Source organism: Bradyrhizobium sp. 26S5, assembly GCF_036923295.1.
Taxonomy (GTDB): domain Bacteria; phylum Pseudomonadota; class Alphaproteobacteria; order Rhizobiales; family Xanthobacteraceae; genus Bradyrhizobium; species Bradyrhizobium septentrionale.
On the sequence record NZ_CP145948.1, the window covers coordinates 8,959,507 to 8,980,160 of the forward strand.

Here is a 20,654-nt window from a genome sequence, read left to right on the forward strand (position 1 = left end):
TGCACAGTAGGGATTGGGGCCGCTAATAATCCACCCGCATCAGATAGAGCCCGTCCGGTGGCGCGACCGGGCCGCAGGCGGCGCGGTTGCGGGCGGCGAGCGCAGCAGCGAGATCGTCCGCGCTCCAGCGGCCCTCGCCGACCCAGACCAGCGAACCCACCATCGAGCGCACCTGGCTGTGCAGGAACGAGCGCGCCGAAGTGAGGATCGAAACCGCGTCGCCTTCCCTGACCACGTCGAGCTGATCGAGCGTCTTCTCCGGCGACTTGGCCTGGCACTCGGTGTCGCGGAAGGTGGTGAAATCGTGCTTGCCGAGCAACCGCTGCGCAGCCTCGTGCATCGCTGCCGCATCGAGCGCGCGCGGCACGCGCCAGACGCGGCTGATGTCGAGCGCGAGGTTCGCACGCGTGTTGGTGATACGATAGAGGTAGTGCCGCCTGGTCGCGGAGAAGCGCGCCTCGAAATCGTCTGATACGATATCCGCCGCCAACACGCCGATCGGATTGGGCCGCAGATGCGCGTTCAGCCCGTCGCGAAAACGGCCGGGCGGAAAATGCTTGGCGATGTCGCAATGCGCGACCTGGCCGCGCGCGTGCACGCCGGCGTCGGTACGGCCGGCGCCATGGACGCGCACGTCCTCGCCGCAGATCGCTTTCACCGCCGTCTCCAGCGCGCCCTGCACGGTCGGCGCGGTGTCCTGGATCTGCCAGCCGGAGAACGGCGTGCCGTCATATTCGATGGTGAGCTTGTAGCGCGGCATCAGGCGAGCCGCGCAGGCGGCTTCAGCGGCGTGCCGCGCAGAAAATCCGCCGCTTTCATCGGCGCCTTGCCGGCGCGCTGCAATTCGAGAATCCGGACCGCGCCGTCGCCACAGGCGATCGCAAATTTGTCGTCGAGCACATCGCCCGGCTCGCCCGAGCCCTTGGCGAATTCGCAACGCAGGATTTTCAGCCGCACCGGCTCGCCTTCGCCTGATAGCTCGCACCAGGCACCGGGGAATGGCGAGAGCCCGTGAATGTGCCGCAGCACCGCATGCGCCGGCTGCGTCCAGTCGATTCGCGCCTCGGCCTTCTCGATCTTGGCGGCGTAGGTGACGCCGTCCTCGCTCTGCTTCGTAAGCTGCAAGCCGCCACGCTGCAGCGCGCCCATCGCGCGCACCATCAAATCGGCACCGAGCGGCGCCAGCGCGTCGTGCAGATCGGATGCCGTCATGCTGTCTGAGATCGGCAGCCGCTCGGCCATCGCGACGTCGCCCGTGTCGAGACCGACATCCATCTTCATCACCATCACGCCGCTCTCGGCGTCACCCGCCATGATGGCGCGGTTGATCGGCGCGGCGCCGCGCCAGCGCGGCAGCAGTGAGGCGTGCAGGTTGAAGCAGCCGAGCCTGGGCGCGTCGAGAATCGCCTGCGGCAGGATCATGCCATAGGCGACGACGACTGCTGCATCCGCGTCATGCGCGCGAAATTCCTCGAGCGCTTCCGGCGTCTTCAACGTCTTCGGCGTCAGCACCGGAATGCCGAGGCGGCGCGCCTCCTGCTCGACCGGCGTCGGCTGCAACTGCAGCCCGCGCCGCCCGCCCGGCTTCGGCGCGCGAGTGTAGACCGCGGCGACCTCATGGCCATGGGCCACAAGCTCCAGCAGCGTCGGCACTGCGAAATCGGGCGTGCCCATGAAGATCAGACGGAGCGGCATCAACAGCACTCGCTGCGCTCCCTCCCCCCTTGTGGGGGAGGGTTAGGGAGGGGGGTAGCCGCAACGGCGGTGCTTGCGGCTACCCCCCTCTCCGGCTCTCCCCCACAAGGGGGGAGAGGGCGCATCGCACAAGCGGAAACGCTGTTCACGCTACACTCACTCCGCCGCGCGCTTGGCGGCCTTCTCGAATTTCTTGAAAACGCGGTCGCGCTTCAGCTTCGACAGATAGTCCACGAACAGCACGCCGTTGAGGTGGTCGATCTCGTGCTGGATGCAGGTGGCGTAGAGCCCTTCGGCGTCCTCTTCATGCACCTTGCCGTCGAGGTCGGTGAAGCGCAGGCGCACCCGCGCCGGACGCTCGACCTCCTCGTAATATTCGGGGATCGACAGGCAGCCCTCTTCGTAGACCGACAGCTCTTCCGAATGCGAAATGATCTCCGGATTGATGAACACCCGCGGCTGCGGCGTGGTCTCGCCGTTCTCGTCGCGCTTGGCGAGGTCCATGGTGATCAGCCGCAGCGGCTGCGCGACCTGGATTGCCGCGAGCCCGATGCCGGGCGCGTCATACATGGTCTCGAGCATGTCGTCGGCGAGCTTGCGGATCTCCGGCGTCACCTTCTCGATCGCCTTCGACACCAGCCGCAACTGCTTGTCCGGCAGAATGATGATTTCTCTGATAGCCATGGCCGCGATTTAAGCTGCGGGCATGATGCGGTCAATGCGTTCGGGAACCCCTTAAGGCGGCCTTAACCACGTTTCTTTACACAGCGTTAACCAGGAAAATTGAGGGAGCGTTTACCATAAATGTTCCCTTTTCGTTCGGCAGCGACGCCGAATCGGCTACAACGGCTGGCATGAACGAGATTCTCCTCACGATCGGCGACCTCCCGGTCCGCGTCTCCGACGCGTTGATCGGCCTTGGCGCGCTGGCGCTGATGCTGCTGTTCGCCATCGCGGTGGTGATCGCACGAGCCAGCCGGCGCAGCGCGGAACTGGCGATGGCCCAGGCCATTCGGGCCGACGAGCTGGAAGAGCGGCTCGCCGACATGCTGCGAGCCCAGAGCGAGGCCTCCGGGCGGGTCGATGCCATGGGGCAGGCGCTGGCCGGCCGCCAGGCCGAGATGGCCCGTGCCGTCAACGAGCGGCTGGATTCGGTGACCCACCGGGTCGGCCAGTCGATGGAACAGACCACGCGCAACACGATGGATTCGCTGCGTGTGCTGCATGAGCGACTCGGCATCATCGACCACGCCCACAAGAACCTCAACGAACTCACCACCCAGGTCACGACGCTGCGCGACGTGCTCGCCAACAAGCAATCCCGCGGCGCGTTCGGCCAGGCGCGGATGGAGGCGATCGTCCAGGACGGCATGCCGAAGGGCTCGTTCGAGTTCCAGTACACGCTGACCACCGGGAAGCGGCCGGATTGCGTGGTGTTCCTGCCCGACCAGCGCCCGCTCTGCATCGACGCGAAATTCCCGCTCGAAGCCATGACCGCGCTGCACGATGCGCGCAGCGACGAAGAGCGCAAATTCGCCAGCCAGCGGCTGCGCGCCGACGTGCTGAAGCATGTCAGCGACATCGCGGAGAAGTACCTGATCCCCGGCGAGACCCAGGACACCGCGCTGATGTTCGTGCCGTCGGAGTCGGTCTATGCCGAAATCCATGACGGCTTCGACGACGTGATCCAGAAGGCCTATCGCGCCCGCGTCGTGCTGGTATCGCCCTCGCTGCTGATGCTGGCGATCCAGGTGATGCAGCAGATCCTGAAGGACGCCCGCATCCGCGACGCCGCCGACCAGATCCGCAACGAGGTGATGCATCTCGGCGATGATCTGGCCCGCCTGCGCGAGCGCGTGCTCAAGCTGCAGAACCATTTCGGCCAGGTGAACGAGGACGTCAGGCAGATCCTGATCTCCGCCGACAAGATCGAAAAGCGCGCTGGCCGCATCGAGGAACTCGACTTCAGCAAGTCCGAGACCCCGATCGAAGTCCCCCGCTTCGTCAAGCCAGCCGCCCCCGAGCTGTTCCCCGCCCCGCGCAAGCTGCAGGCGGGGGAGTAGGTGTTGTCTTTAGAAGTTGTTTAGCGCGCTCGCGCCACCCAATCGGGGTCATCGCCCGGCTTGACCGGGCAATCCAGTATCCCAGAGACGGAAGTTGGGAACACGTAGCTACTACATCTACATTCTCGCCAGCCGCCTCGGCGGCACACTCTACATCGGTGTGACAAATGACCTCATTCGCCGCGTCGGCGAGCACAGACTGAAACTCATCGAGAGTTTCACTGAGAAATATGATGTGGTGAAGCTCGTTTATTTCGAGCAATTCGATGATCCTGAGAGCGCGATCCATCGCGAGAAGCGGCTCAAGAAATGGCCGCGCGCGTGGAAGATTTCGCTGATTGAGAAGGATAATCCGGACTGGAACGACCTCTATCAGGAAATTGCCGCAGGCGGCGGATAGGCCTCTGGGATACTGGATCGCCCGGTCAAGCCGGGCGATGACAGTCTTTTTGGGGCCGAATCTGGTAACACCGGTTTTATGACAGCACCCGAAGCTACGTCAGACGCGTCCGCGAAGCCGCAGGAACTTGCCGCCACCTCCTGGCGCGACAGCTTCGCGGTCTATCTGCAGCCGCGGGTGCTGATCGTGCTGCTGCTCGGCTTCTCCTCAGGCCTGCCGCTGGCGCTGTCGGGCTCGACGCTGCAGGTGTGGATGAAGGAGGCCGGGGTCGATCTCGGCACCATCGGGCTGCTCGCGCTGATCGGCACCCCCTACACGCTGAAATTCCTCTGGGCGCCGCTGGTCGACGCACTGCATGTGCCGCTGTTCACGCAAATGTTCGGTCGCCGTCGCGGCTGGCTGCTGTTCTCGCAGCTGTTGCTGATCGCGACGATCCTGGTGCTGGCGATGGCCGATCCGGCGCGATCGCCATGGTTCGCGGCCTTTGCCGCGCTGCTGGTTGCAGCCGCCTCATCGACGCAGGACATCGTGGTCGATGCCTTCCGCGTCGAAAGCCTGCCGGAAAGCGAGCAGGCCGCCGGCATGGCGTCCTATGTCGCGGCCTACCGCATCGGCATGCTGGTCTCGACCGCCGGCGCGCTGTTCATCGTCAGCGGTTTCGAGTCCGCCGGAGTGGCGCGCCCGTCGGCCTGGATGTGGGGCTATGTGGTGATGGCCGCGCTGGTCGTGATCGGCATCATCACGGCGCTGGCTGCGACCGAGCCGGCCCAATCGAAAGGCGCGCAGGCGGTCACGCATGCGCAGACCGCAGCCGAACGCGTATGGCACGCGGCGCTCGGCGCGTTCTCCGAGTTCCTCAGCCGCAAGGATGCATTCGCGGCGCTCGCCTTTGTGGTGCTGTTCAAGTTCACCGACGCATTCTCGGGCACCATGACCGCGCCGTTCGTGATCGACATCGGCTTTTCCAAGGTCGATTACGCGGCGATCGTGAAAGGCGTCGGGCTTGCCGCAACCTTGATCGGCGGCTTTGCCGGCGGCTTCGTGGCGCGGCGCTATTCGCTCGCCACCAGCCTCTGGATCGGCGGCGTGCTGCAGGCGATCGCCAACCTCTCGTTCTCATGGCTCGCGCATGTCGGCGTCGATCAATGGGCGCTGGCGCTTGCGATCACGGCGGAGAATTTCACAAGTGCGATCGGCACCGTGATCTTCGTCGCCTATCTCTCGGCGCTGTGCCGCAATCCGCTGCACACCGCGACCCAGTATGCGCTGCTCACGGCGCTGGCGGCGGTCGGCCGCACCTATCTGTCGTCGGGCGCGGGCTATGTGGCCAAGGCCGTCGGCTGGCCGGTGTTCTTCGCGATCTGCGTGCTGGTCGCGATCCCGAGCCTGATCCTGCTCGCCTGGCTGCAGCGCCGCGGGCATTTTGATGAGCTGGGGCCGGTGAGGATTTGACGCTCCACTGTCATCACCCGCGAAGGCGGGTGATCCAGTATTCCAGAGACAGTTGTGCTTGAATCGAGAGGCCGCGGCGTACTGGATCGCCCGGTCCCGTCTACGCCAAGGCTTCGACGAGGCTTGCGGTTCAGGCGCCCGAAGCTTTAGCGGAGGCGGCGAGCCGGGCGATGACATCGTAATTGAGGCACGGCCCTACTTCGCCACCACGCTCCACTTGGTGACGATGGCTTCGCTCATCTGGCCGGCGTCCTGGGCGCAGGCGACCTCGTCGACCTTCACCGAGATTTCCTTGCCGGTAAGACTCTTCAGCTGCGCGGCCTGGGCATCGTTGGTCGGAATGAGCTGGAAGGTTTCCGGCCCGGTCTCGAGGTTGCAGAGACCGTTCGGCGGCGGCAGACGACGCGGCTCGCTGGTGATCTGGTAGGTCGCGACGCGCTTGCCACGGTTCTTGGCATCGCGCACCTTCAGGGCGCTGAGTTCTCCCGACAGCACGTCGCCGGCCCGGATCATCTTGCCGGGCTTCTGCGGCGCGTCGCTCTGCTGCGCAATGGCGCAAGGCGCGGCGAAGGTGGCTGCCAGAAACGCAAAGCCCAAGCGTACGCCGAATCGGTGTGTCGTCATTTTCAGGAGTTCCGTATCTAGATTCGTCAGAGCGTGAATGACCGTCCCCGAATCGCCATCCACCCTATCATTTTGTTTCAGCGCGATCTTTTCGGCTGTCGCCGATCGCCTGGCGAACGTCGCCGTGCCGGCTCTCGATCGCGCGCTAGAACAGCGTCCGCTGCCGCATGGCTGCGGATAGCGTACCTTCATCGAGGTAATCAAGCTCTCCGCCGACCGGCACGCCATGCGCCAGCCGCGTCACCCGCACCTTGGCCTCCGACAGCAGGTCGGTGATGTAATGCGCGGTGGTCTGGCCGTCGACGGTCGCATTCAGCGCGAGAATGATCTCGCTGACCTCAGGCGCATGCGCCCGCGCCACCAGCTGATCGATGGTGAGATCCTGCGGGCCGACGCCGTCGAGCGGCGACAGCGTTGCGCCCAGCACGTGATAGCGGCCATTGGTCGCATTGGCGCGTTCCAGCGCCCAGAGATCGGCGACATCGGCGACCACGACGATGATCGAGGGATCGCGGCGCGGATCGGTGCAGACCGTGCAGGGATTTTGTGTATCGATGTTTCCGCAGGTCTTGCAGACCTGGATCTTGTCGATGGCGACCTGCAACGCCGCGGTCAGCGGCGTCATCAGAGCCTCGCGCTTCTTGATCAGGTGCAGCGCCGCGCGCCGCGCCGAGCGCGGGCCCAGCCCGGGCAGCCGCGCCAGCAGCTGGATCAGGCGTTCAATCTCGGGGCCGGCAACGCTTGCAGCCATTTAGGTCGGACCAAATCCCGGCGGCAGGCCGAGCCCGCCGGTGATAGCCATCATCTTCTCCTGCATCGCGGTCTCCGCCTTGCGGCGGGCGTCGCCGAGCGCGGTGACCAGCAAATCCTCGAGCACCTCGCGTTCCTCCGGCTTCATCAGCGACGGATCGATCTTGATGCCCTTCACGTCCATCTTGGCGGTCATGCGCACCGCGACCAGGCCGCCGCCGGAAATGCCCTCGACCTCGACATTGCCGAGCTCGTCCTGCATCGCCTGCATCTTGGATTGCAGCTGCGCTGCCTGCTTCATCATGCCGAGAAAATCAGCCATGCGTGCGTTCCTATAATCTGATCAATCGTCGTCGCTGTCGGAAGTTTCAATCGGATCCTCGCCGGTCGCATCCGCGACCGGAACCTCGGCGGCCAGGCGGCGGACCTCGACCACCTTCGTGCCGGGGAAGCGCGCCAGCACCTCCTGCACGCGCGGATCGGCTTCCGCAGCGCGCTGATGCTCGCTGCGCGCGAGTTCGTTCTGCGAGCGTACGGTGGGCTGGCCGGCCTCGTTCGAGATGATCACGGTCCAGCGCCGCCCGGTCCACAGTTCGAGCTTGCGCGACAGATCGGTGACGAGCGCGCGCTGCGCCTTCGGCTCAAGCGCGATCTCGAGCTGGCCATCCTCGATGCGCACAAGCCGCACATCGGCCTCCAGCGCACTTTTGGTCATGATATCGCGCTTCTCGCCGGCGAGCGCGATCAGCTGCGGGAAGCTTGATATCCGCAGCGCCGGCGCGGCATCGGCGGCCGGCGCCGCCATCTGCGGACGCGCGGCGAAATCGGCGCGTGGCGCCCCCTGCGGGGCACGGACCGGCGCCGACGACATCGCAGACATCGCCGAGGACGGCGCGCCGCGCGACGGCTGCGACGCGGCCGAGCCTGAGGTCGCGGGCGCTGAGCCACCGCCGTTCTGCTCGATCATCCGGATCGCTTCATCCGGCGTCGGCAGGTCGGCGACATAGGCGATCCGCACCAGCACCATCTCGGCGGCAGCTGCCGGACGCGTCGCGGTCTGCACCTCGGTGATGCCCTTGAACAGCATCTGCCACATCCGCGACAGCACGCGAAACGACAGCTTTGCGGCGAATTCGCGCGCGCGCACCCGCTCGGTCTCGCCGAACGCGACATTGTCGGCGGTCGGCGGCACGGCCTTCACGCGGGTGACGAAATTGACGAACTCGGCAAGGTCGGACAGCACCACCACCGGATCGGCGCCGACGTCATACTGCGCGCGGAATTCGGCGAAGGCTGAGGCGAGATCGCCGCGCGCCAGCGAATCAAAGAGATCGATGACGCGGGTGCGATCGGCGAGGCCGAGCATCTGCCTGACCGCGTCGGCCTTCACAATGCCCGCGGCATGCGCGATCGCCTGGTCGAACAGCGACAGCGAGTCGCGCACTGAGCCTTCGGCCGCGCGCGCGATGATGCCAAGCGCCTCCGGTTCGACCGCGACGCCCTCCTTCGCGGCAATATTGCCGAGATGCTTCATCAGCACGTCGGCCTCGACGCGGCGCAGATCGAAACGCTGGCAGCGCGACAGCACCGTGATCGGCACTTTACGGATTTCGGTGGTGGCGAACACGAACTTGGCGTGCTCCGGCGGCTCCTCCAGCGTCTTCAGGAAGGCGTTGAAGGCCGCCGTCGACAGCATGTGGACTTCGTCGATGATGTAGACCTTGTAGCGCGCGCTCGCCGGCGCATAGCGCACGCTGTCATTGATCTGGCGAACGTCGTCGACGCCGGTGTGGGAGGCGGCGTCCATCTCCAGCACGTCCATGTGCCGGCTTTCCATGATCGCCTGGCAGTGCACGCCGAGGTCGGGCATATGGATGGTCGGCCCCTTCACCGAGCCGTCCGGCTTCGCGTAATTCAAGGCACGGGCGAGGATGCGCGCGGTGGTGGTCTTGCCGACCCCGCGGACGCCGGTGAGGATCCAGGCCTGCGGAATCCGCCCGGTCTCGAACGCGTTCGAGACGGTGCGGACCATGGCCTCCTGGCCGATCAGATCCTCGAAGCTGGAGGGGCGGTATTTGCGGGCGAGAACGCGGTACGGCTTGGCCGTATCCGGCGCGCCACCCAAATCAAAGCCGCTCTGGCTTGCGCCGTCGGACGGTTGGGAGGGGTCGCCAGCGTCATTCATGCATCGATCCGCAACTTGGGAATTGTCTCTTGCAGCCGGCGTGCGGATAGGAGCCGAAATCGAGCGCCGGGCGCGGAGACCGCCATTCCAGCACGATTCGCTCGGAAAAACAGGTAGGAGACTGACGAGCGACCCGATCCGGACCTCGTTAGGGCTGCTTCCTTCCGGACCTGACCCGGTTGGCGAGTGGCTCGTCCACCGCCAATCTCCCGGTCCCTATTTGGGGCCAAAACCGCCGGAAAGCAAGCGGGCTGACCGTGCTTTGTGGGACTTGTGTGGAAACACGGAAAGGCATTATTTGCCCCTCATGTCCGCCTCCAATTGGTCGCTGCATTCGCAGCTCAAAAAAGACACCATCGACATCGGCGACCTGCCGCTGTGCAAGGTGCTCGTCATCAAGGATGCGCATTATCCCTGGCTGCTGCTGGTGCCGCGGCGCGACGGCGCGGTCGAGATCATCGACCTCGGCGAGGTCGAGCAGGCGCAGCTGATGACGGAGATCACCCGCGTCTCGCGGGCCCTGAAAGAGGTCACCAAGTGCGACAAGCTGAATGTCGCCGCGCTCGGCAACCTCGTCCCGCAGCTTCACGTCCATGTCATCGCGCGCCGTACCAGCGACGCTGCATGGCCGCGTCCCGTTTGGGGCGTGATGCCGCCGCTGGCGCATGACGCCGAGGAAGTGCAGAATTTCATCAGCGCGCTTCGCCGCAACATCTGGTTGGGTTGAACTTCAATGTCCGCATCCGATTCCTTTCCGCTCGGCCAGCCGGCCTTCGTCACCCATGTGCTGGACCGCGCCGCCCATCTGCGCAGCAATGACGAAAAACTGTTCGCGCTCGAAGGCCATCGTGAGGCCCGCGCCTATGTGATCTATCGCGACTCGCTGGTGGTGAAGCAGGAGGATGGCGGCGCCCGCGCGCTGCTCTCGCTGGAGGAGGCCCGCGGCTTTGGCGCCAATCCCCGCACGATCTTCCTGGGCTTGCGCGATGCCGCGCCGATCTTCGGCATGGGGATCGCACCACAGGCCGCGGAAAAGCTGGTCGGACGTCCCGACGTCGCGATCACCGAATTGCGCGGCATGGCGATGCAGGGCGTGGTGCCGCCCGAGCAGCTCTCGGCGATCGCGATGGCGAAATCGATGGTGACCTGGCATCAGCGCCACGGCTTCTGCGCGAACTGCGGCACCCGCACGGCGATGAAGGACGGCGGCTGGAAGCGCGAATGCCCGAGCTGCAAGGCCGAGCACTTTCCGCGCACCGATCCGGTCGTGATCATGCTGGTCACGTCAGGCGACAAGGTGCTGCTGGGACGGCAGAAGCAGTTCATGCCCGGCATGTATTCCTGCCTCGCCGGCTTCGTCGAGGCGGCCGAGACCATCGAGGACGCGGTCCGGCGCGAGATTTTCGAGGAGGCCGGCATCCGCTGCACCGACGTCAATTACTACATGACGCAGCCTTGGCCCTATCCGTCGTCGCTGATGATCGGCTGCACAGCGCGCGCGACCAACGAGGACATCGTGGTCGACCGCACCGAGCTGGAGGATGCGCGCTGGTTCGACCACGCCGAGGCGACGCTGATGCTCAAGCGCCAGCACCCCGACGGCCTTGCCGGTCCGCATCCGTTCGCGATTGCCCATCATTTGCTCGGCCGCTGGGTGCATCACCGAAACCCGTTGGACCAGTAGCGGGAACCGGACATCGTTCTGCCGATTAGTCCAGACACAGGTTGTGGCAGTTGGAGCATGATCCGGAAAAGTGCGAAGCGGTTTTCCGAAAAGATCATGCTCAAATAACGGGCTAAAGCGCGGTGAGCATTCAACCTGATCGCATCGCGCTTTAGCGGAACCATTGCGACGGACCCCTGCATGAATTTTCCGAACGGCGCCTCGAAAGTCCCGCCCCGCATCCTCTGCATCGGCCTGCCGGTGCGCGACCTGACCTTCCGCGTCAATGTCCCGGCGCGCGGCTCCAAGGAGAGCGCGACGCATTTCGACGAGATCTGCGGGGGCAATGCGCTGAACGCCGCGATCGGCATCGTCCGGCTGGGCGGCCGCGCCTCGATCTGCGGACCGATGGGCGATTCGCGGGAGACCTCGAGCCGCTACATCTTCGACAAGCTCGGCGAGGAGGGCATCGAGACCAACCATCTCATCCACATGCCGAACCTGGTGACCCCGATCTCGGCGATCATGATCGACGACACCGGCGAGCGCACCATCGTCACCTTCCGCGATCCCGAGCTCTGGAAGGTCAAGCTGCCGCCGACCGAGCTGTTGCTGGAAGATTGCGCGGCGATCCTGACCGAGAGCCGCTGCGCGCCGTTCTGCACCGAGCTGTGCGCCGAGGCCGTCAGGCGCGGCATTCCCGTGGTTGTCGACGTCGACCGCGCGATGTCGATGCGGGAAGGGCTGCTCACCGCCTCCTCCCATCTGGTGTTTTCCAGCGAGCCGCTGCAGGAGACCGCCGACGTCACCGACGACGGCCAAGCGCTGCAGAAGCTCGCCAAGCTCACCCCCTCCTTCCTGGCCGGCACCCGCGGGCCGATGGGGACGATCTGGCTCAACGAGCAGGGCGAGCTCGAGGAAACCCCGGCCTTCCCGGTCCACACCGTCGACACGCTCGGGGCCGGCGACGTCTTCCACGGGGCGTTTGCGCTGGCCATCACCGAGCAGCAGGAGCTGCGGCAGGCGCTGCGATTCGCTTCGGCCGCTGCAGCGCTGAAATGCACCCGCTTCGGGGGTGCTTATGCCGCACCGCAACGTGCTGAAGTTGAAGCGTTTTTGGGCGAACACGCCGAGGCCCGGCCGGCCTGACTGGCCACGACTCGCTTGATTTGGAAGATTTTTCTCTATATGAGGGAGATTGAACCTTCATGTGGAACTTTCTTCTATGACCGATGTCGCCATTCAGCTTCACGACAACAACCGCCGCCTTGACGCGATCGACCGCAAGATCCTGACCGTGCTGCAGGAGGACGCCTCGCTCTCCGTCGCCGAGATCGGCGACCGGGTCGGGCTGTCCTCGACACCGTGCTGGAAGCGCATCCAGCGGCTGGAGGCCGACGGCGTGATCCTGCGCCGCGTCGCACTGGTCGACCAGAACAAGATCGGACTCGGGATTTCGGTGTTCGTCTCGGTCGAGAGCGCCGACCATTCGGAAGCCTGGCTGCGCAAATTCGCCGACGCCGTCAGCGCCATGCCCGAGGTGATGGAGTTCTACCGGATGGCCGGCGACGTCGACTACATGCTGCGCGTCGTGGTCGCGGACATGCAGGCCTATGACGTCTTCTACAAGAAGCTGATCTCGGCGGTGCCGCTGAAGAACGTTACCTCGCGCTTTGCGATGGAGAAGATCAAGTCGGTGACGGCGCTGCCGGTGCCGGCGGCGTAAGCACCACCTTCTCAGCTGTCATCGCCCGGCTTGACCGGGCGATCCAGTACGCCGCGGCCTCTCGGCTCAATCGCTACCGTCTCTGGAATACTGGATCACCCGCTTTCGCGGGTGATGACAATCCAATTTGCCGCTCGCAGCGCGCTCAAATCTTCTGATTGTACTCGCCGACCTCGGGGTGGGTGCGCAGCACGGAATCCATCGCCTCGAACAGGTCGTGCATGCGCTGCTCGCTGACCGGGCTTTCCACCACGACGACGAGCTCCGGCTTGTTCGAGGATGCGCGCACCAGGCCCCAGCTGCCGTCCTCGACCGTGACGCGGACGCCGTTGACGGTGACGAGATCGCGGATGTTCTGGCCCGCGACCTGCGCGCCCTTCTGTTGCAGCGTCTCGAAGTGCTTCACCACAGCGTCGACGACGCCGTATTTCGCCTCGTCGGCGCAATGCGGCGACATGGTCGGCGACGACCAGGTCTTCGGCAGCGCGTCCTTCAGGTCGGCCATCGACTTGCCGGGGGCGCGGTCGAGCATCTCGCAGATCGCGATCGCCGACACCAGGCCGTCGTCATAGCCGCGGCCGAACGGCTTGTTGAAGAAGAAGTGACCTGACTTCTCGAAGCCTGCGAGTGCGCCGAGTTCATTGGTGCGACGCTTCATGTAGGAATGCCCGGTTTTCCAATAGACCGTCTTCGCGCCCTGCTTCTGCAAAACAGGGTCGGTCACGAACAACCCGGTCGACTTCACGTCGACGACGAACTGTGCATTCGGGTTGATCGCCGACATATCGCGCGCCAGCATGACGCCGACCTTGTCGGCAAAGATCTCCTCGCCGGTGTTGTCGACCACGCCGCAGCGGTCGCCGTCGCCGTCGAAGCCCAAACCCACATCAGCCTTGTGCGCCAGCACCGCATCGCGGATCGCGTGCAGCATCGCCATGTCTTCCGGGTTCGGATTGTATTTCGGGAAGGTGTGATCGAGCTCGGTATCGAGCGGGATCACCTCGCAGCCGATCGCTTCCAGCACCTGCGGCGCGAACGCGCCCGCGGTGCCGTTGCCGCAGGCCGCCACCACCTTCAGCTTACGCTTCAGCTTCGGCCGGTTGGTGAGGTCGGCGATGTAGCGCGCCGGATAGTTCTCGTGAAACTGGTAGGAGCCGCCGGTCTTGTTGTCGAACGCGGCGTTGAGCACGATCTCCTTCAGCCGGGTCATCTCATCGGGGCCGAAGGTGAGCGGGCGATTGGCGCCCATCTTGACGCCGGTCCAGCCATTGTCGTTGTGCGAGGCGGTGACCATCGCGACGCAGGGCACGTCGAGATCGAACTGCGCGAAATAGGCCATCGGCGTCACCGCGAGCCCGATGTCGTGCACCTTGCAGCCCGCCGCCATCAGGCCCGAGATCAGCGCGTATTTGATCGAGGCGGAATAGCCGCGGAAATCGTGACCGGTGACGATCTCCTGCTTGACGCCGAGCTCAGCGATCAGCGCGCCGAGCCCCATGCCCAGCGCCTGCACGCCCATCAGGTTGATCTCCTTGTTGAACAGCCAGCGCGCGTCGTATTCGCGAAACCCGGTCGGCTTCACCATCGGCTCGGATTCGAAGGCATAGGTGTTCGGAACCAGCGCGGATTTCGGCTTGGGAAACATGGATCGGCCTTATGGTCATGCAGAGGGTATCGCCGCAGCCTTTAGCGAATGCGCAGGCCGGGCGAAAGCTGAGACTGCGGCTGGTGGCCGACAATTACGGCGGAAATGGCGGCGATATCGGGTCGCCGCGGATACCCCGAAAGGGCTGGATTTATTGCTCCAGCAACAACTTGCCGTTGGCGTATTCGAAGCGCTTCAGCTTCGACAGGAAGGACAGGCCGAGCAGGTTTTCGGACAGCGCCTCGTCCGGCAGCACCAGGGCGTCGACGTCGCGCACGGTGAGGCCGCCGAGCTCGATCATGGCGATGCGGGCACGCGCGGCCTTGATGGTGCCGTTCGCGGTGGTGACGCGCGAGGTGTAATCGCCCGGCACCGGACGCAGGCCGAAGCGGGCGGCCGAGGTTTCGTTCAGGGCCACCACGGAGGCGCCGGTGTCGACCATGAAGTTGATGCGCTGGCCATCGATCCGGCCGTCGGTGGCGAAATGGCCGCGGGGATCGGGCGCAATGCTGAGCGTGCGGGAGCTGGCCTGCGCCACCGTGACGGCGGGGGCGATGGTCTGCTTTGCGGTGGTCGCAGCGGCGGGCGACATCTTGCTGGCCATCTGGGCCATGAAGGTGCCCAGCCCGATCAGGATGGCCGCGAAAATCATCAGGTTACGCATGACACCATACTCGGAAAACCGAACACGCAATTTCACCACGCCGCACGCCCCGCCGCGAGCAAGCGCGGCAGCGCGAGGCTGCCATTTTGGCGAAAAGGATGAGCGAAGAGTTAATGCCAGCCCGTGAGAGGCGGCCAAACGCCATCGGCCGCCTCTCACGGAAGGATTTTGCCGGCTTTCAGGCCGACTTTCAGGCCGTCTTGGCAACCGGGCTCGGCATCGCAACGCGCAGCGCGTAGTAGACAGCGCCCGCGATTCCGACCCCGAAGAACCAGCCATAGACCGCCCACCACGCCGGCAGGATCGAGGTGAAGTTCGGCAGCACCGACGAGAACAGCGCGCCGATGGCGGCTGCGATCAGCGCGCTGACATTCCAGCCGTTCTGGAAGCGATATTCGCCGTTCTCCTGATACAGCGCCGGCACGTTCACGCGGCCTTTGGCGATCAGATAATAGTCGACCATCATGATGCCGAAGATCGGCCCCATTGTCGCGCCGATCAGGCCGACGAACGAGGCGGCGTTGCCCTCCCAGGGCGCGAACGGATACAGCGCCAGCGCGATCAGCGCTGCGATGTAGCCGCCCTTCTTGAAATCGATATGCCGCGGAAACACGTTGGAGAAATCGAACGCCGGCGAGACGAAATTGGCGACGACGTTGATGCCGAGGGTTGCCACCGCAAAGGTAACCGCAGCGAGCAGCGCCAGGAACCAGCTGTCGAACTTCGCCGAGATCTGGTCAGGATGCAGCAGCACCTCGTGATAGACGTTGAACGCCGCGATCGTGGTGACGCCGGCGACCAGCGAGAACAGGATCAGATTGACCGGCAGCCCCCAGATGTTGCCCTTGCGCAGCGCGTGCACGTCGGGCGCATAGCGCGAAAAGTCGCAGAAGTTGAGATAGAGCGCGGCGAAATAGGTGATCCAGGTCGCGGCCACGGCGCAGAGCGCCGGGAAAGAGCCGGGAACGCCGGGCACGCCGGCTTCCTTGGTCTTCTCCAGCAGCACATCCTGCGGGATCGGCGCGGTGAGCGAGATGCCACCGGCCGCGATGCAGAGATAGACCGCAAGGATCAGCATCATCAGCCACACCGCCGGCCCCGCCCAGTCCTGGAAGCGGCGCACCGTTTCCATGCCGCGCTGGATGATCAGGAGTTGTAGCGCCCAGATCACGACGAAGCAGATCACCTCGAGCGTGGAATGGCCGAGCATGTGGCTGGACTGGTGGAACGCCTTGAAGCTGTCCATGCGCGTAAGCAGCGCGACGATCGCACCCGAGGCCGCCGCGGTCTGCGCGCCGTACCAGAAGCAGGCGACGATGGCGCGCACCAGCGCCGGAATGTTGGCGCCCCAGACCCCGAACGAGGCGCGCGCCAGCACCGGATAGGGCACGCCGGTCCGCACGCCGGCATTGCCGATCAGGCTCATCAGCACGAAGATCACCAGCGAGCCGACGCCGATCGCCAGGATGAAATTGACGAAGCTGCCGCAGAGCAGGAACAGGCTGGCGGCGAGATAGTAGCCCCACAGGCTGTGCACGTCCGACGTCCAGACGTTGAAGATGCTGAAGGCGCCCCAGTTGCGTTCCCTGGCCGGCGCCAGGTCTTCGTTGTAGAGCGACGGCGATGCGTTCTTGATCTCCAGGTTCTTGAAGTCCATGGCAGCGTCCCCAAAGTGCGAGCCCGTGATCCCGGCGCGCAAATCTAACCACCGTTTGTCGACGCTCGCCAGCGCAACCGATCAAGCATGAACCGGAAAACGGAGACTCGGTGTCGTCCCGGCGAACGCCGGGACCCATAACCACAAATGTCTCTTGTTGCGCGATGTTGGAACAACGAGTCCCGTCCACAACACCGGCCGCGGTGTATGGGTCCCGGCCTTCGCCGGGACGACGAATGAGAGAAATGCAACCTTGGGGCGCAACAACGCGAAACGTTGACGCGGCACGACAAAGCATTGCCTCGAAGAGTTAGGTTCCGCGCGGTTTCACGCGCCTTGTCGGCATCGCGCTGGCGGGATCTTCCGGCCAGGGGTGGCGCGGATAGCGGCCGCGCAGATCGGAACGAACCGCAGCGTAGCTGCCGCGCCAAAAACCGGGCAGATCGCGCGTCACCTGCACCGGCCGCTGCGCCGGCGACAGCAGTTCCAGCACCAGCGGCACCGCGCCCTTGGCGATCGAGGGATGGATGTTGAGCCCGAACAGCTCCTGCAACCGCACTGCAATGGTCGGCCCCTGCTCGGCCTCGTAATCGATCGCAAGCTGCGTTCCGGTCGGCGCCTCGAAATGAGTCGGCGCCTCGCGGTCGAGCCGCGCGCGCAATTCCCACGGCAACAACGCCATCAGCGCATCCGACAGATCGCCGGCGGACAAATCCTTCAGCGCGGTCTTGTCGTACAGCGCGGGCACCAGCCAGTCCTCGGCACGCGCGGCAAGCGCGGTGTCCGACAGATCGGGCCAGCTCTCGTCCTCGGCCTTGCGCAGGAACATGATCCGGTCGCGCCACTGTTTCGAATGCTTCGACCACGGCAGCCGGTCGAGGCCCGCCGCGATCAGGCCGTCGGCGAAGATGCGCGCGGTCTCGGCCGAGGGCTGCAGCGACATCGGCGCTTCCGACAGCGTGATCGCATGCAGCGAGCGCCTGCGCCGCGCGCGCAGCGCCATCGCGCCGCGGTCGAACGTCACCTCTTCCATGGTCTCGATCTGGTCGGCGAAGCGCTGCTCGATCTCGTCCTGGGTGATCGGCGCCGCCAGCAGGATGCGGCCGCTCGCGGCCGTGCCGGTCAGTTCGGCGACCGCGATATAGGGCAGCCGCGCTAACGCGGACGTCTGCTCGACTGCGGCGCCGCGGCCATTGGCCAGCACGAAGCTGCCATTGCCACGGTTCCTGGCGACGCGATCCGGAAACGCGAAGGCCAGCATGACGCCGGTGGAGAGATCGCCGCGATCGACAGACACTGCTTTTGCGGGCGCCCCTCCCCGGCCCTCCCCCGCAAGGGGGGAGGGAGAAGAAAGTCTCTCAGACCTCTCCACCTGCGAAGCCCAGCGTTCGGCCATGCTGCGCGCGCTCGATGCCCGCTGCGAACGGTCGCGGCGGAACTGGTCGAGCCTGTGGTCGAGATCGACGCTGTCGCCGCCGAGCCCGCGCTCGGTCAGCACCGCGGCGATCTCGGCCGCTTCCTCGCCGGCACTGAGGCGGGCGGAATCCACGATCATGCGCGCCAGCCGCGGCGGCAGCGCCAGCGCGCGCAGGCTCTTGCCCTCCTCGGTGATGCGGCCGTCACCGTCGAGCGCACCGAGCTCTGACAGCAGCGACTTCGCTTCCTTGAGCGCCGGGCCCGGCGGGGGATCGAGGAAGGCAAGGCTAGCGGGATCGCTGACGCCCCATTGCGCGAGGTCGAGCACCAGCGAGGACAGGTCGGCAGAAAGGATCTCGGGCGCGGTGTAGGCCGGAAGCGACGCGGTCTGCGGCTCGTCCCACAGACGGTAGCAGACGCCGGGCTCGATGCGGCCGGCGCGGCCGCGCCGCTGATCGACGGCCGCGCGCGAAGCCCGCACGGTCTCGAGCCGGGTCAACGCAATGTCAGGCTCGTAGCGCGGCACCCGCGCCAGGCCGGAATCCACCACAATGCGCACGCCCTCGATGGTCAGCGAGGTCTCGGCGATCGAGGTCGCCAGCACCACCTTGCGGATGCCTTTCGGCGCCGGCGCGATGGCGCGATCCTGCACGCTCGCATCGAGCGCGCCGAACAGCGGCACGATCTCGACCGACGCATCGTGCACGCGCTCGGCGAGGAAGGTCTGGGTGCGGCGGATCTCGGCCGCGCCCGGCAGGAAGGCGAGCACCGAGCCGGCATCGGCGCGCAGCGCGGTTGCGATCGTCTCCGCCATCTGCCGCTCCAGCGGCGCGTCCACCTTGCGGCCGACATAACGGGTCTCGACCGGAAAGGCACGGCCCTCGCTCTCGACAACAGGCGCATCGCCGAGCAGCCTTGCGACCCGCGCGCCGTCGAGCGTTGCCGACATCACAAGGATGCGCAGATCCGCGCGCAGGCCGGTTTGCGCGTCGCGCGCCAGCGCCAGCCCGAGATCGGCGTCGAGCGAGCGCTCGTGGAATTCGTCGAACAGCACCGCGGCGACGCCGTCGAGCTCGGGATCGTCGAGGATCTGGCGCGAGAAGATGCCCTCGGTGACGACCTCGATCCGCGTCGCGCGCGATACCTTTGAGCCGAAGCGCACGCGATAGCCGACGGTCTCGCCGGCGCGCTCGCCGAGCGTCTTCGCCATTCGCTCGGCGCTGGCGCGCGCAGCGATGCGGCGCGGCTCCAGCACGATGATCTTCTTGCCCTTGGCCCAGGGCGCGTCGAGCAAGGCCAGCGGCACGCGCGTGGTCTTGCCGGCGCCCGGCGGGGCGACCAGCACTGCGGCATTGTGGCCATCGAGCGTGCGGTCGAGCTCATCGAGCACGGCGTCGATCGGCAGCGGGCTATCGAAATGGCGCGGCAAGCACTTTCATCGCGGCAGCGGCTGGGACGGCCTGCGACCCGTGGTTAACGAACGTCTCTGGTCCCTTTCGGAACACTGGGCCTCTTAGACCATTCGCCTGTTGCAGGGAACCGGGGAAAGGCCGGGTTCGGCGGCACATCATTTGTATGAGTAAAGGAGAAAGCAACAGATCGGGCCGATGATAGGCACGATCACGCCGAAACAGGACAAGGATGACCACAAACGGCACAGCAGCTGCGACAGATCGTTCCGCCGGGAACGTGGGCGCGCGCGTCGATTGGGTCGACTATGCCAAAGGCATCTGCATCATCATGGTCGTGATGATGCACTCGGTGCTGGGGGTCGAGAAGGCCGCCGACCAGACCGGCTTCATGCATTATGTCGTGATGTTCGCAAAGCCGTTCCGGATGCCGGACTTCTTCCTGATCTCGGGACTGTTCCTGTCGGTCGTGATCGACCGCGACTGGCGCACCTATCTCGACCGCAAGGTGATGCACTTCGCCTATTTCTACGTGCTGTGGGTGACGATCCAGTTCGGCTTCAAGGCACCGTCGCTGGCCGCCGAGGCGGGCTGGGCCCAGGTCGGGCTCGCGTATCTCGAATCCTTCATCGAGCCGTTCGGCACGCTGTGGTTCATCTATCTGCTGCCGATCTTCTTCGTCGTCACCAAGCTGACGCGCAACGTCCACCCGCTCGTGATCTGGCTGATCGCAGCATTGCTGGAGTCGGCGCATGTCACGACCGGCTGGACCGTGATCGACGAGTTCTGCGCCCGCTTCGTCTATTTCTACACGGGCTATGTCCTCGCCAGCTATGTGTTCGCGTTGTCGGACCGCGCGCGCGCGCAGCCCGCGCTTGCCCTGCTCGGACTTGGTCTCTGGGCATCGATCAATGGCGGCTTGGTTGCGCTCGATATCAGCGAATGGCCGATCGTCTCGCTGGCGCTCGGCTTTGCCGGCGCCTGCGCGATCATCGTGACCGGCACGCTGCTGGCGCGCGCGCACTGGCTCGGCTTCCTGCGCTTCTGCGGCGAGCATTCGATCGTGATCTATCTCGCCTTCTTCCTGCCGATGGCCGCGACACGCACCCTTCTGCTGCGGTTCGAGGTCATCCACGACATCGGCCTGGTTTCGCTGATCGTGACCGCGGTCGGCGTCGCCGGTTCGCTCCTGATCTGGCGGCTGGCGCTGGCGGCGCGGGCCAATTTCCTGTTCGAACGGCCCGATGCGTTCTGGATCGCCCCGAAAAAGGCAGCGCCCGCTTTGCAAGCGGCCGAATAGGCCCG

19 protein-coding genes and 1 other RNA gene are annotated in these 20,654 nt (G+C 65.4%); 8 read left to right on the plus strand and 12 right to left on the minus strand.

From position 1 onward, the window contains the following. Nucleotides 1-22 precede the first annotated feature (22 nt). The 3 genes from truA to def all read right to left on the minus strand — a co-directional run bounded on the left by truA (nucleotide 23) and on the right by def (nucleotide 2,379). Entirely contained in the window at nucleotides 23-760 is a 738-nt protein-coding gene (gene truA / locus V5279_RS42385; protein ID WP_338692862.1) for a tRNA pseudouridine(38-40) synthase TruA, read from the minus strand. Further along, nucleotides 760-1,695 (minus strand): methionyl-tRNA formyltransferase, encoded by a 936-nt coding sequence (fmt, locus tag V5279_RS42390; RefSeq protein WP_338692864.1) that lies wholly within the window; start codon nucleotides 1,693-1,695, stop codon nucleotides 760-762. The genes truA and fmt overlap by 1 nt, the downstream gene beginning before the upstream one ends. Nucleotides 1,696-1,851: 156 nt before the next feature. Beyond that, the gene (def, locus tag V5279_RS42395) at nucleotides 1,852-2,379 is read right to left on the minus strand and encodes a peptide deformylase (protein ID WP_166213509.1); all 528 of its coding nucleotides are present in this window, start codon (nucleotides 2,377-2,379) and stop codon (nucleotides 1,852-1,854) included. A gap of 170 nt (nucleotides 2,380-2,549) precedes the next feature. Between def and V5279_RS42400 the strand changes: the two genes are divergently transcribed. The 3 genes from V5279_RS42400 (at nucleotide 2,550) to V5279_RS42410 (ending at nucleotide 5,610) form a co-directional block, all read left to right on the plus strand. Beyond that, the gene (locus tag V5279_RS42400) at nucleotides 2,550-3,758 is read left to right on the plus strand and encodes a DNA recombination protein RmuC (RefSeq protein WP_338692868.1); all 1,209 of its coding nucleotides are present in this window, start codon (nucleotides 2,550-2,552) and stop codon (nucleotides 3,756-3,758) included. Between the two features lie 94 nt (nucleotides 3,759-3,852). Next, entirely contained in the window at nucleotides 3,853-4,158 is a 306-nt protein-coding gene (locus V5279_RS42405; RefSeq protein WP_338692870.1) for a GIY-YIG nuclease family protein, read from the plus strand. Nucleotides 4,159-4,236: 78 nt separating this feature from the next. Further along, nucleotides 4,237-5,610 carry an AmpG family muropeptide MFS transporter gene (locus tag V5279_RS42410; RefSeq protein WP_338692872.1) on the plus strand — a complete coding sequence of 458 codons (1,374 nt, stop codon included), beginning with the start codon at nucleotides 4,237-4,239 and terminating at the stop codon, nucleotides 5,608-5,610. Nucleotides 5,611-5,805: 195 nt separating this feature from the next. Here the strand turns inward: V5279_RS42410 and V5279_RS42415 are convergent, their stop codons facing one another. From V5279_RS42415 to ffs, 5 genes are all read right to left on the minus strand, one after another. Beyond that, complete coding sequence (locus V5279_RS42415) at nucleotides 5,806-6,234, minus strand: hypothetical protein (protein WP_338692874.1); 429 nt, start codon at nucleotides 6,232-6,234, stop codon at nucleotides 5,806-5,808. Nucleotides 6,235-6,379: 145 nt separating this feature from the next. Continuing rightward, a complete protein-coding gene (gene recR, locus V5279_RS42420) occupies nucleotides 6,380-6,985 on the minus strand; it encodes a recombination mediator RecR (protein WP_338692876.1) in 606 nt (201 codons plus the stop codon). Further along, the gene (locus V5279_RS42425; RefSeq protein WP_166299634.1) at nucleotides 6,986-7,306 is read right to left on the minus strand and encodes a YbaB/EbfC family nucleoid-associated protein; all 321 of its coding nucleotides are present in this window, start codon (nucleotides 7,304-7,306) and stop codon (nucleotides 6,986-6,988) included. A gap of 21 nt (nucleotides 7,307-7,327) precedes the next feature. Continuing rightward, a complete protein-coding gene (locus V5279_RS42430) occupies nucleotides 7,328-9,169 on the minus strand; it encodes a DNA polymerase III subunit gamma/tau (protein WP_338692879.1) in 1,842 nt (613 codons plus the stop codon). A gap of 113 nt (nucleotides 9,170-9,282) precedes the next feature. Continuing rightward, nucleotides 9,283-9,379: signal recognition particle sRNA small type (gene ffs / locus V5279_RS42435), an RNA gene on the minus strand. Nucleotides 9,380-9,476: 97 nt separating this feature from the next. Here ffs and V5279_RS42440 point away from each other — a divergent pair. From V5279_RS42440 to V5279_RS42455, 4 genes are all read left to right on the plus strand, one after another. Continuing rightward, on the plus strand, nucleotides 9,477-9,896 hold the full coding sequence (locus tag V5279_RS42440) for an HIT domain-containing protein (protein WP_166299635.1): 420 nt from the start codon (nucleotides 9,477-9,479) through the stop codon (nucleotides 9,894-9,896). A 6-nt stretch (nucleotides 9,897-9,902) separates the two neighbouring features. Further along, complete coding sequence (gene nudC / locus V5279_RS42445) at nucleotides 9,903-10,853, plus strand: NAD(+) diphosphatase (RefSeq protein WP_338692883.1); 951 nt, start codon at nucleotides 9,903-9,905, stop codon at nucleotides 10,851-10,853. 180 nt (nucleotides 10,854-11,033) lie between these two features. Continuing rightward, nucleotides 11,034-11,981 (plus strand): sugar kinase, encoded by a 948-nt coding sequence (locus tag V5279_RS42450; RefSeq protein ID WP_338692885.1) that lies wholly within the window; start codon nucleotides 11,034-11,036, stop codon nucleotides 11,979-11,981. Between the two features lie 76 nt (nucleotides 11,982-12,057). Further along, the gene (locus V5279_RS42455; RefSeq protein WP_024578797.1) at nucleotides 12,058-12,558 is read left to right on the plus strand and encodes an Lrp/AsnC family transcriptional regulator; all 501 of its coding nucleotides are present in this window, start codon (nucleotides 12,058-12,060) and stop codon (nucleotides 12,556-12,558) included. A 145-nt stretch (nucleotides 12,559-12,703) separates the two neighbouring features. Here the strand turns inward: V5279_RS42455 and V5279_RS42460 are convergent, their stop codons facing one another. The 4 genes from V5279_RS42460 to hrpB all read right to left on the minus strand — a co-directional run bounded on the left by V5279_RS42460 (nucleotide 12,704) and on the right by hrpB (nucleotide 19,369). Next, nucleotides 12,704-14,203, minus strand: a complete 1,500-nt coding sequence (locus tag V5279_RS42460; protein WP_338692891.1) for a phosphomannomutase/phosphoglucomutase — start codon at nucleotides 14,201-14,203, stop codon at nucleotides 12,704-12,706. A gap of 151 nt (nucleotides 14,204-14,354) precedes the next feature. After that, a complete protein-coding gene (locus V5279_RS42465; RefSeq protein ID WP_224741310.1) occupies nucleotides 14,355-14,867 on the minus strand; it encodes a TIGR02281 family clan AA aspartic protease in 513 nt (170 codons plus the stop codon). 190 nt (nucleotides 14,868-15,057) lie between these two features. Beyond that, nucleotides 15,058-16,524: an NCS1 family nucleobase:cation symporter-1 gene (locus V5279_RS42470; RefSeq protein ID WP_338692894.1), complete on the minus strand. Its 1,467-nt coding sequence runs from the start codon at nucleotides 16,522-16,524 to the stop codon at nucleotides 15,058-15,060. Between the two features lie 310 nt (nucleotides 16,525-16,834). Next, the gene (gene hrpB / locus V5279_RS42475) at nucleotides 16,835-19,369 is read right to left on the minus strand and encodes an ATP-dependent helicase HrpB (protein WP_338692896.1); all 2,535 of its coding nucleotides are present in this window, start codon (nucleotides 19,367-19,369) and stop codon (nucleotides 16,835-16,837) included. A gap of 212 nt (nucleotides 19,370-19,581) precedes the next feature. Between hrpB and V5279_RS42480 the strand changes: the two genes are divergently transcribed. After that, on the plus strand, nucleotides 19,582-20,649 hold the full coding sequence (locus tag V5279_RS42480; RefSeq protein ID WP_338692899.1) for an acyltransferase family protein: 1,068 nt from the start codon (nucleotides 19,582-19,584) through the stop codon (nucleotides 20,647-20,649). Nucleotides 20,650-20,654 lie beyond the last annotated feature (5 nt).

Excerpts from the sequence above, each read along its gene's own strand:
- V5279_RS42400 (WP_338692868.1), top strand. The coding sequence starts at position 2,550 with ATGAACGAGATTCTCCTCACGATCGGCGACCTCCCGGTCCGCGTCTCC.
- V5279_RS42450 (WP_338692885.1), top strand. The coding sequence starts at position 11,034 with ATGAATTTTCCGAACGGCGCCTCGAAAGTCCCGCCCCGCATCCTCTGC.
- fmt (WP_338692864.1), bottom strand. The coding sequence starts at position 1,695 with ATGCCGCTCCGTCTGATCTTCATGGGCACGCCCGATTTCGCAGTGCCG.
- V5279_RS42480 (WP_338692899.1), top strand. The coding sequence starts at position 19,582 with ATGACCACAAACGGCACAGCAGCTGCGACAGATCGTTCCGCCGGGAAC.
- V5279_RS42415 (WP_338692874.1), bottom strand. The coding sequence starts at position 6,234 with ATGACGACACACCGATTCGGCGTACGCTTGGGCTTTGCGTTTCTGGCA.
- recR (WP_338692876.1), bottom strand. The coding sequence starts at position 6,985 with ATGGCTGCAAGCGTTGCCGGCCCCGAGATTGAACGCCTGATCCAGCTG.
- V5279_RS42410 (WP_338692872.1), top strand. The coding sequence starts at position 4,237 with ATGACAGCACCCGAAGCTACGTCAGACGCGTCCGCGAAGCCGCAGGAA.
- def (WP_166213509.1), bottom strand. The coding sequence starts at position 2,379 with ATGGCTATCAGAGAAATCATCATTCTGCCGGACAAGCAGTTGCGGCTG.
- V5279_RS42425 (WP_166299634.1), bottom strand. The coding sequence starts at position 7,306 with ATGGCTGATTTTCTCGGCATGATGAAGCAGGCAGCGCAGCTGCAATCC.
- V5279_RS42440 (WP_166299635.1), top strand. The coding sequence starts at position 9,477 with ATGTCCGCCTCCAATTGGTCGCTGCATTCGCAGCTCAAAAAAGACACC.
- truA (WP_338692862.1), bottom strand. The coding sequence starts at position 760 with ATGCCGCGCTACAAGCTCACCATCGAATATGACGGCACGCCGTTCTCC.
- V5279_RS42430 (WP_338692879.1), bottom strand. The coding sequence starts at position 9,169 with ATGAATGACGCTGGCGACCCCTCCCAACCGTCCGACGGCGCAAGCCAG.
- V5279_RS42465 (WP_224741310.1), bottom strand. The coding sequence starts at position 14,867 with ATGCGTAACCTGATGATTTTCGCGGCCATCCTGATCGGGCTGGGCACC.
- nudC (WP_338692883.1), top strand. The coding sequence starts at position 9,903 with ATGTCCGCATCCGATTCCTTTCCGCTCGGCCAGCCGGCCTTCGTCACC.
- V5279_RS42470 (WP_338692894.1), bottom strand. The coding sequence starts at position 16,524 with ATGGACTTCAAGAACCTGGAGATCAAGAACGCATCGCCGTCGCTCTAC.
- V5279_RS42455 (WP_024578797.1), top strand. The coding sequence starts at position 12,058 with ATGACCGATGTCGCCATTCAGCTTCACGACAACAACCGCCGCCTTGAC.
- V5279_RS42460 (WP_338692891.1), bottom strand. The coding sequence starts at position 14,203 with ATGTTTCCCAAGCCGAAATCCGCGCTGGTTCCGAACACCTATGCCTTC.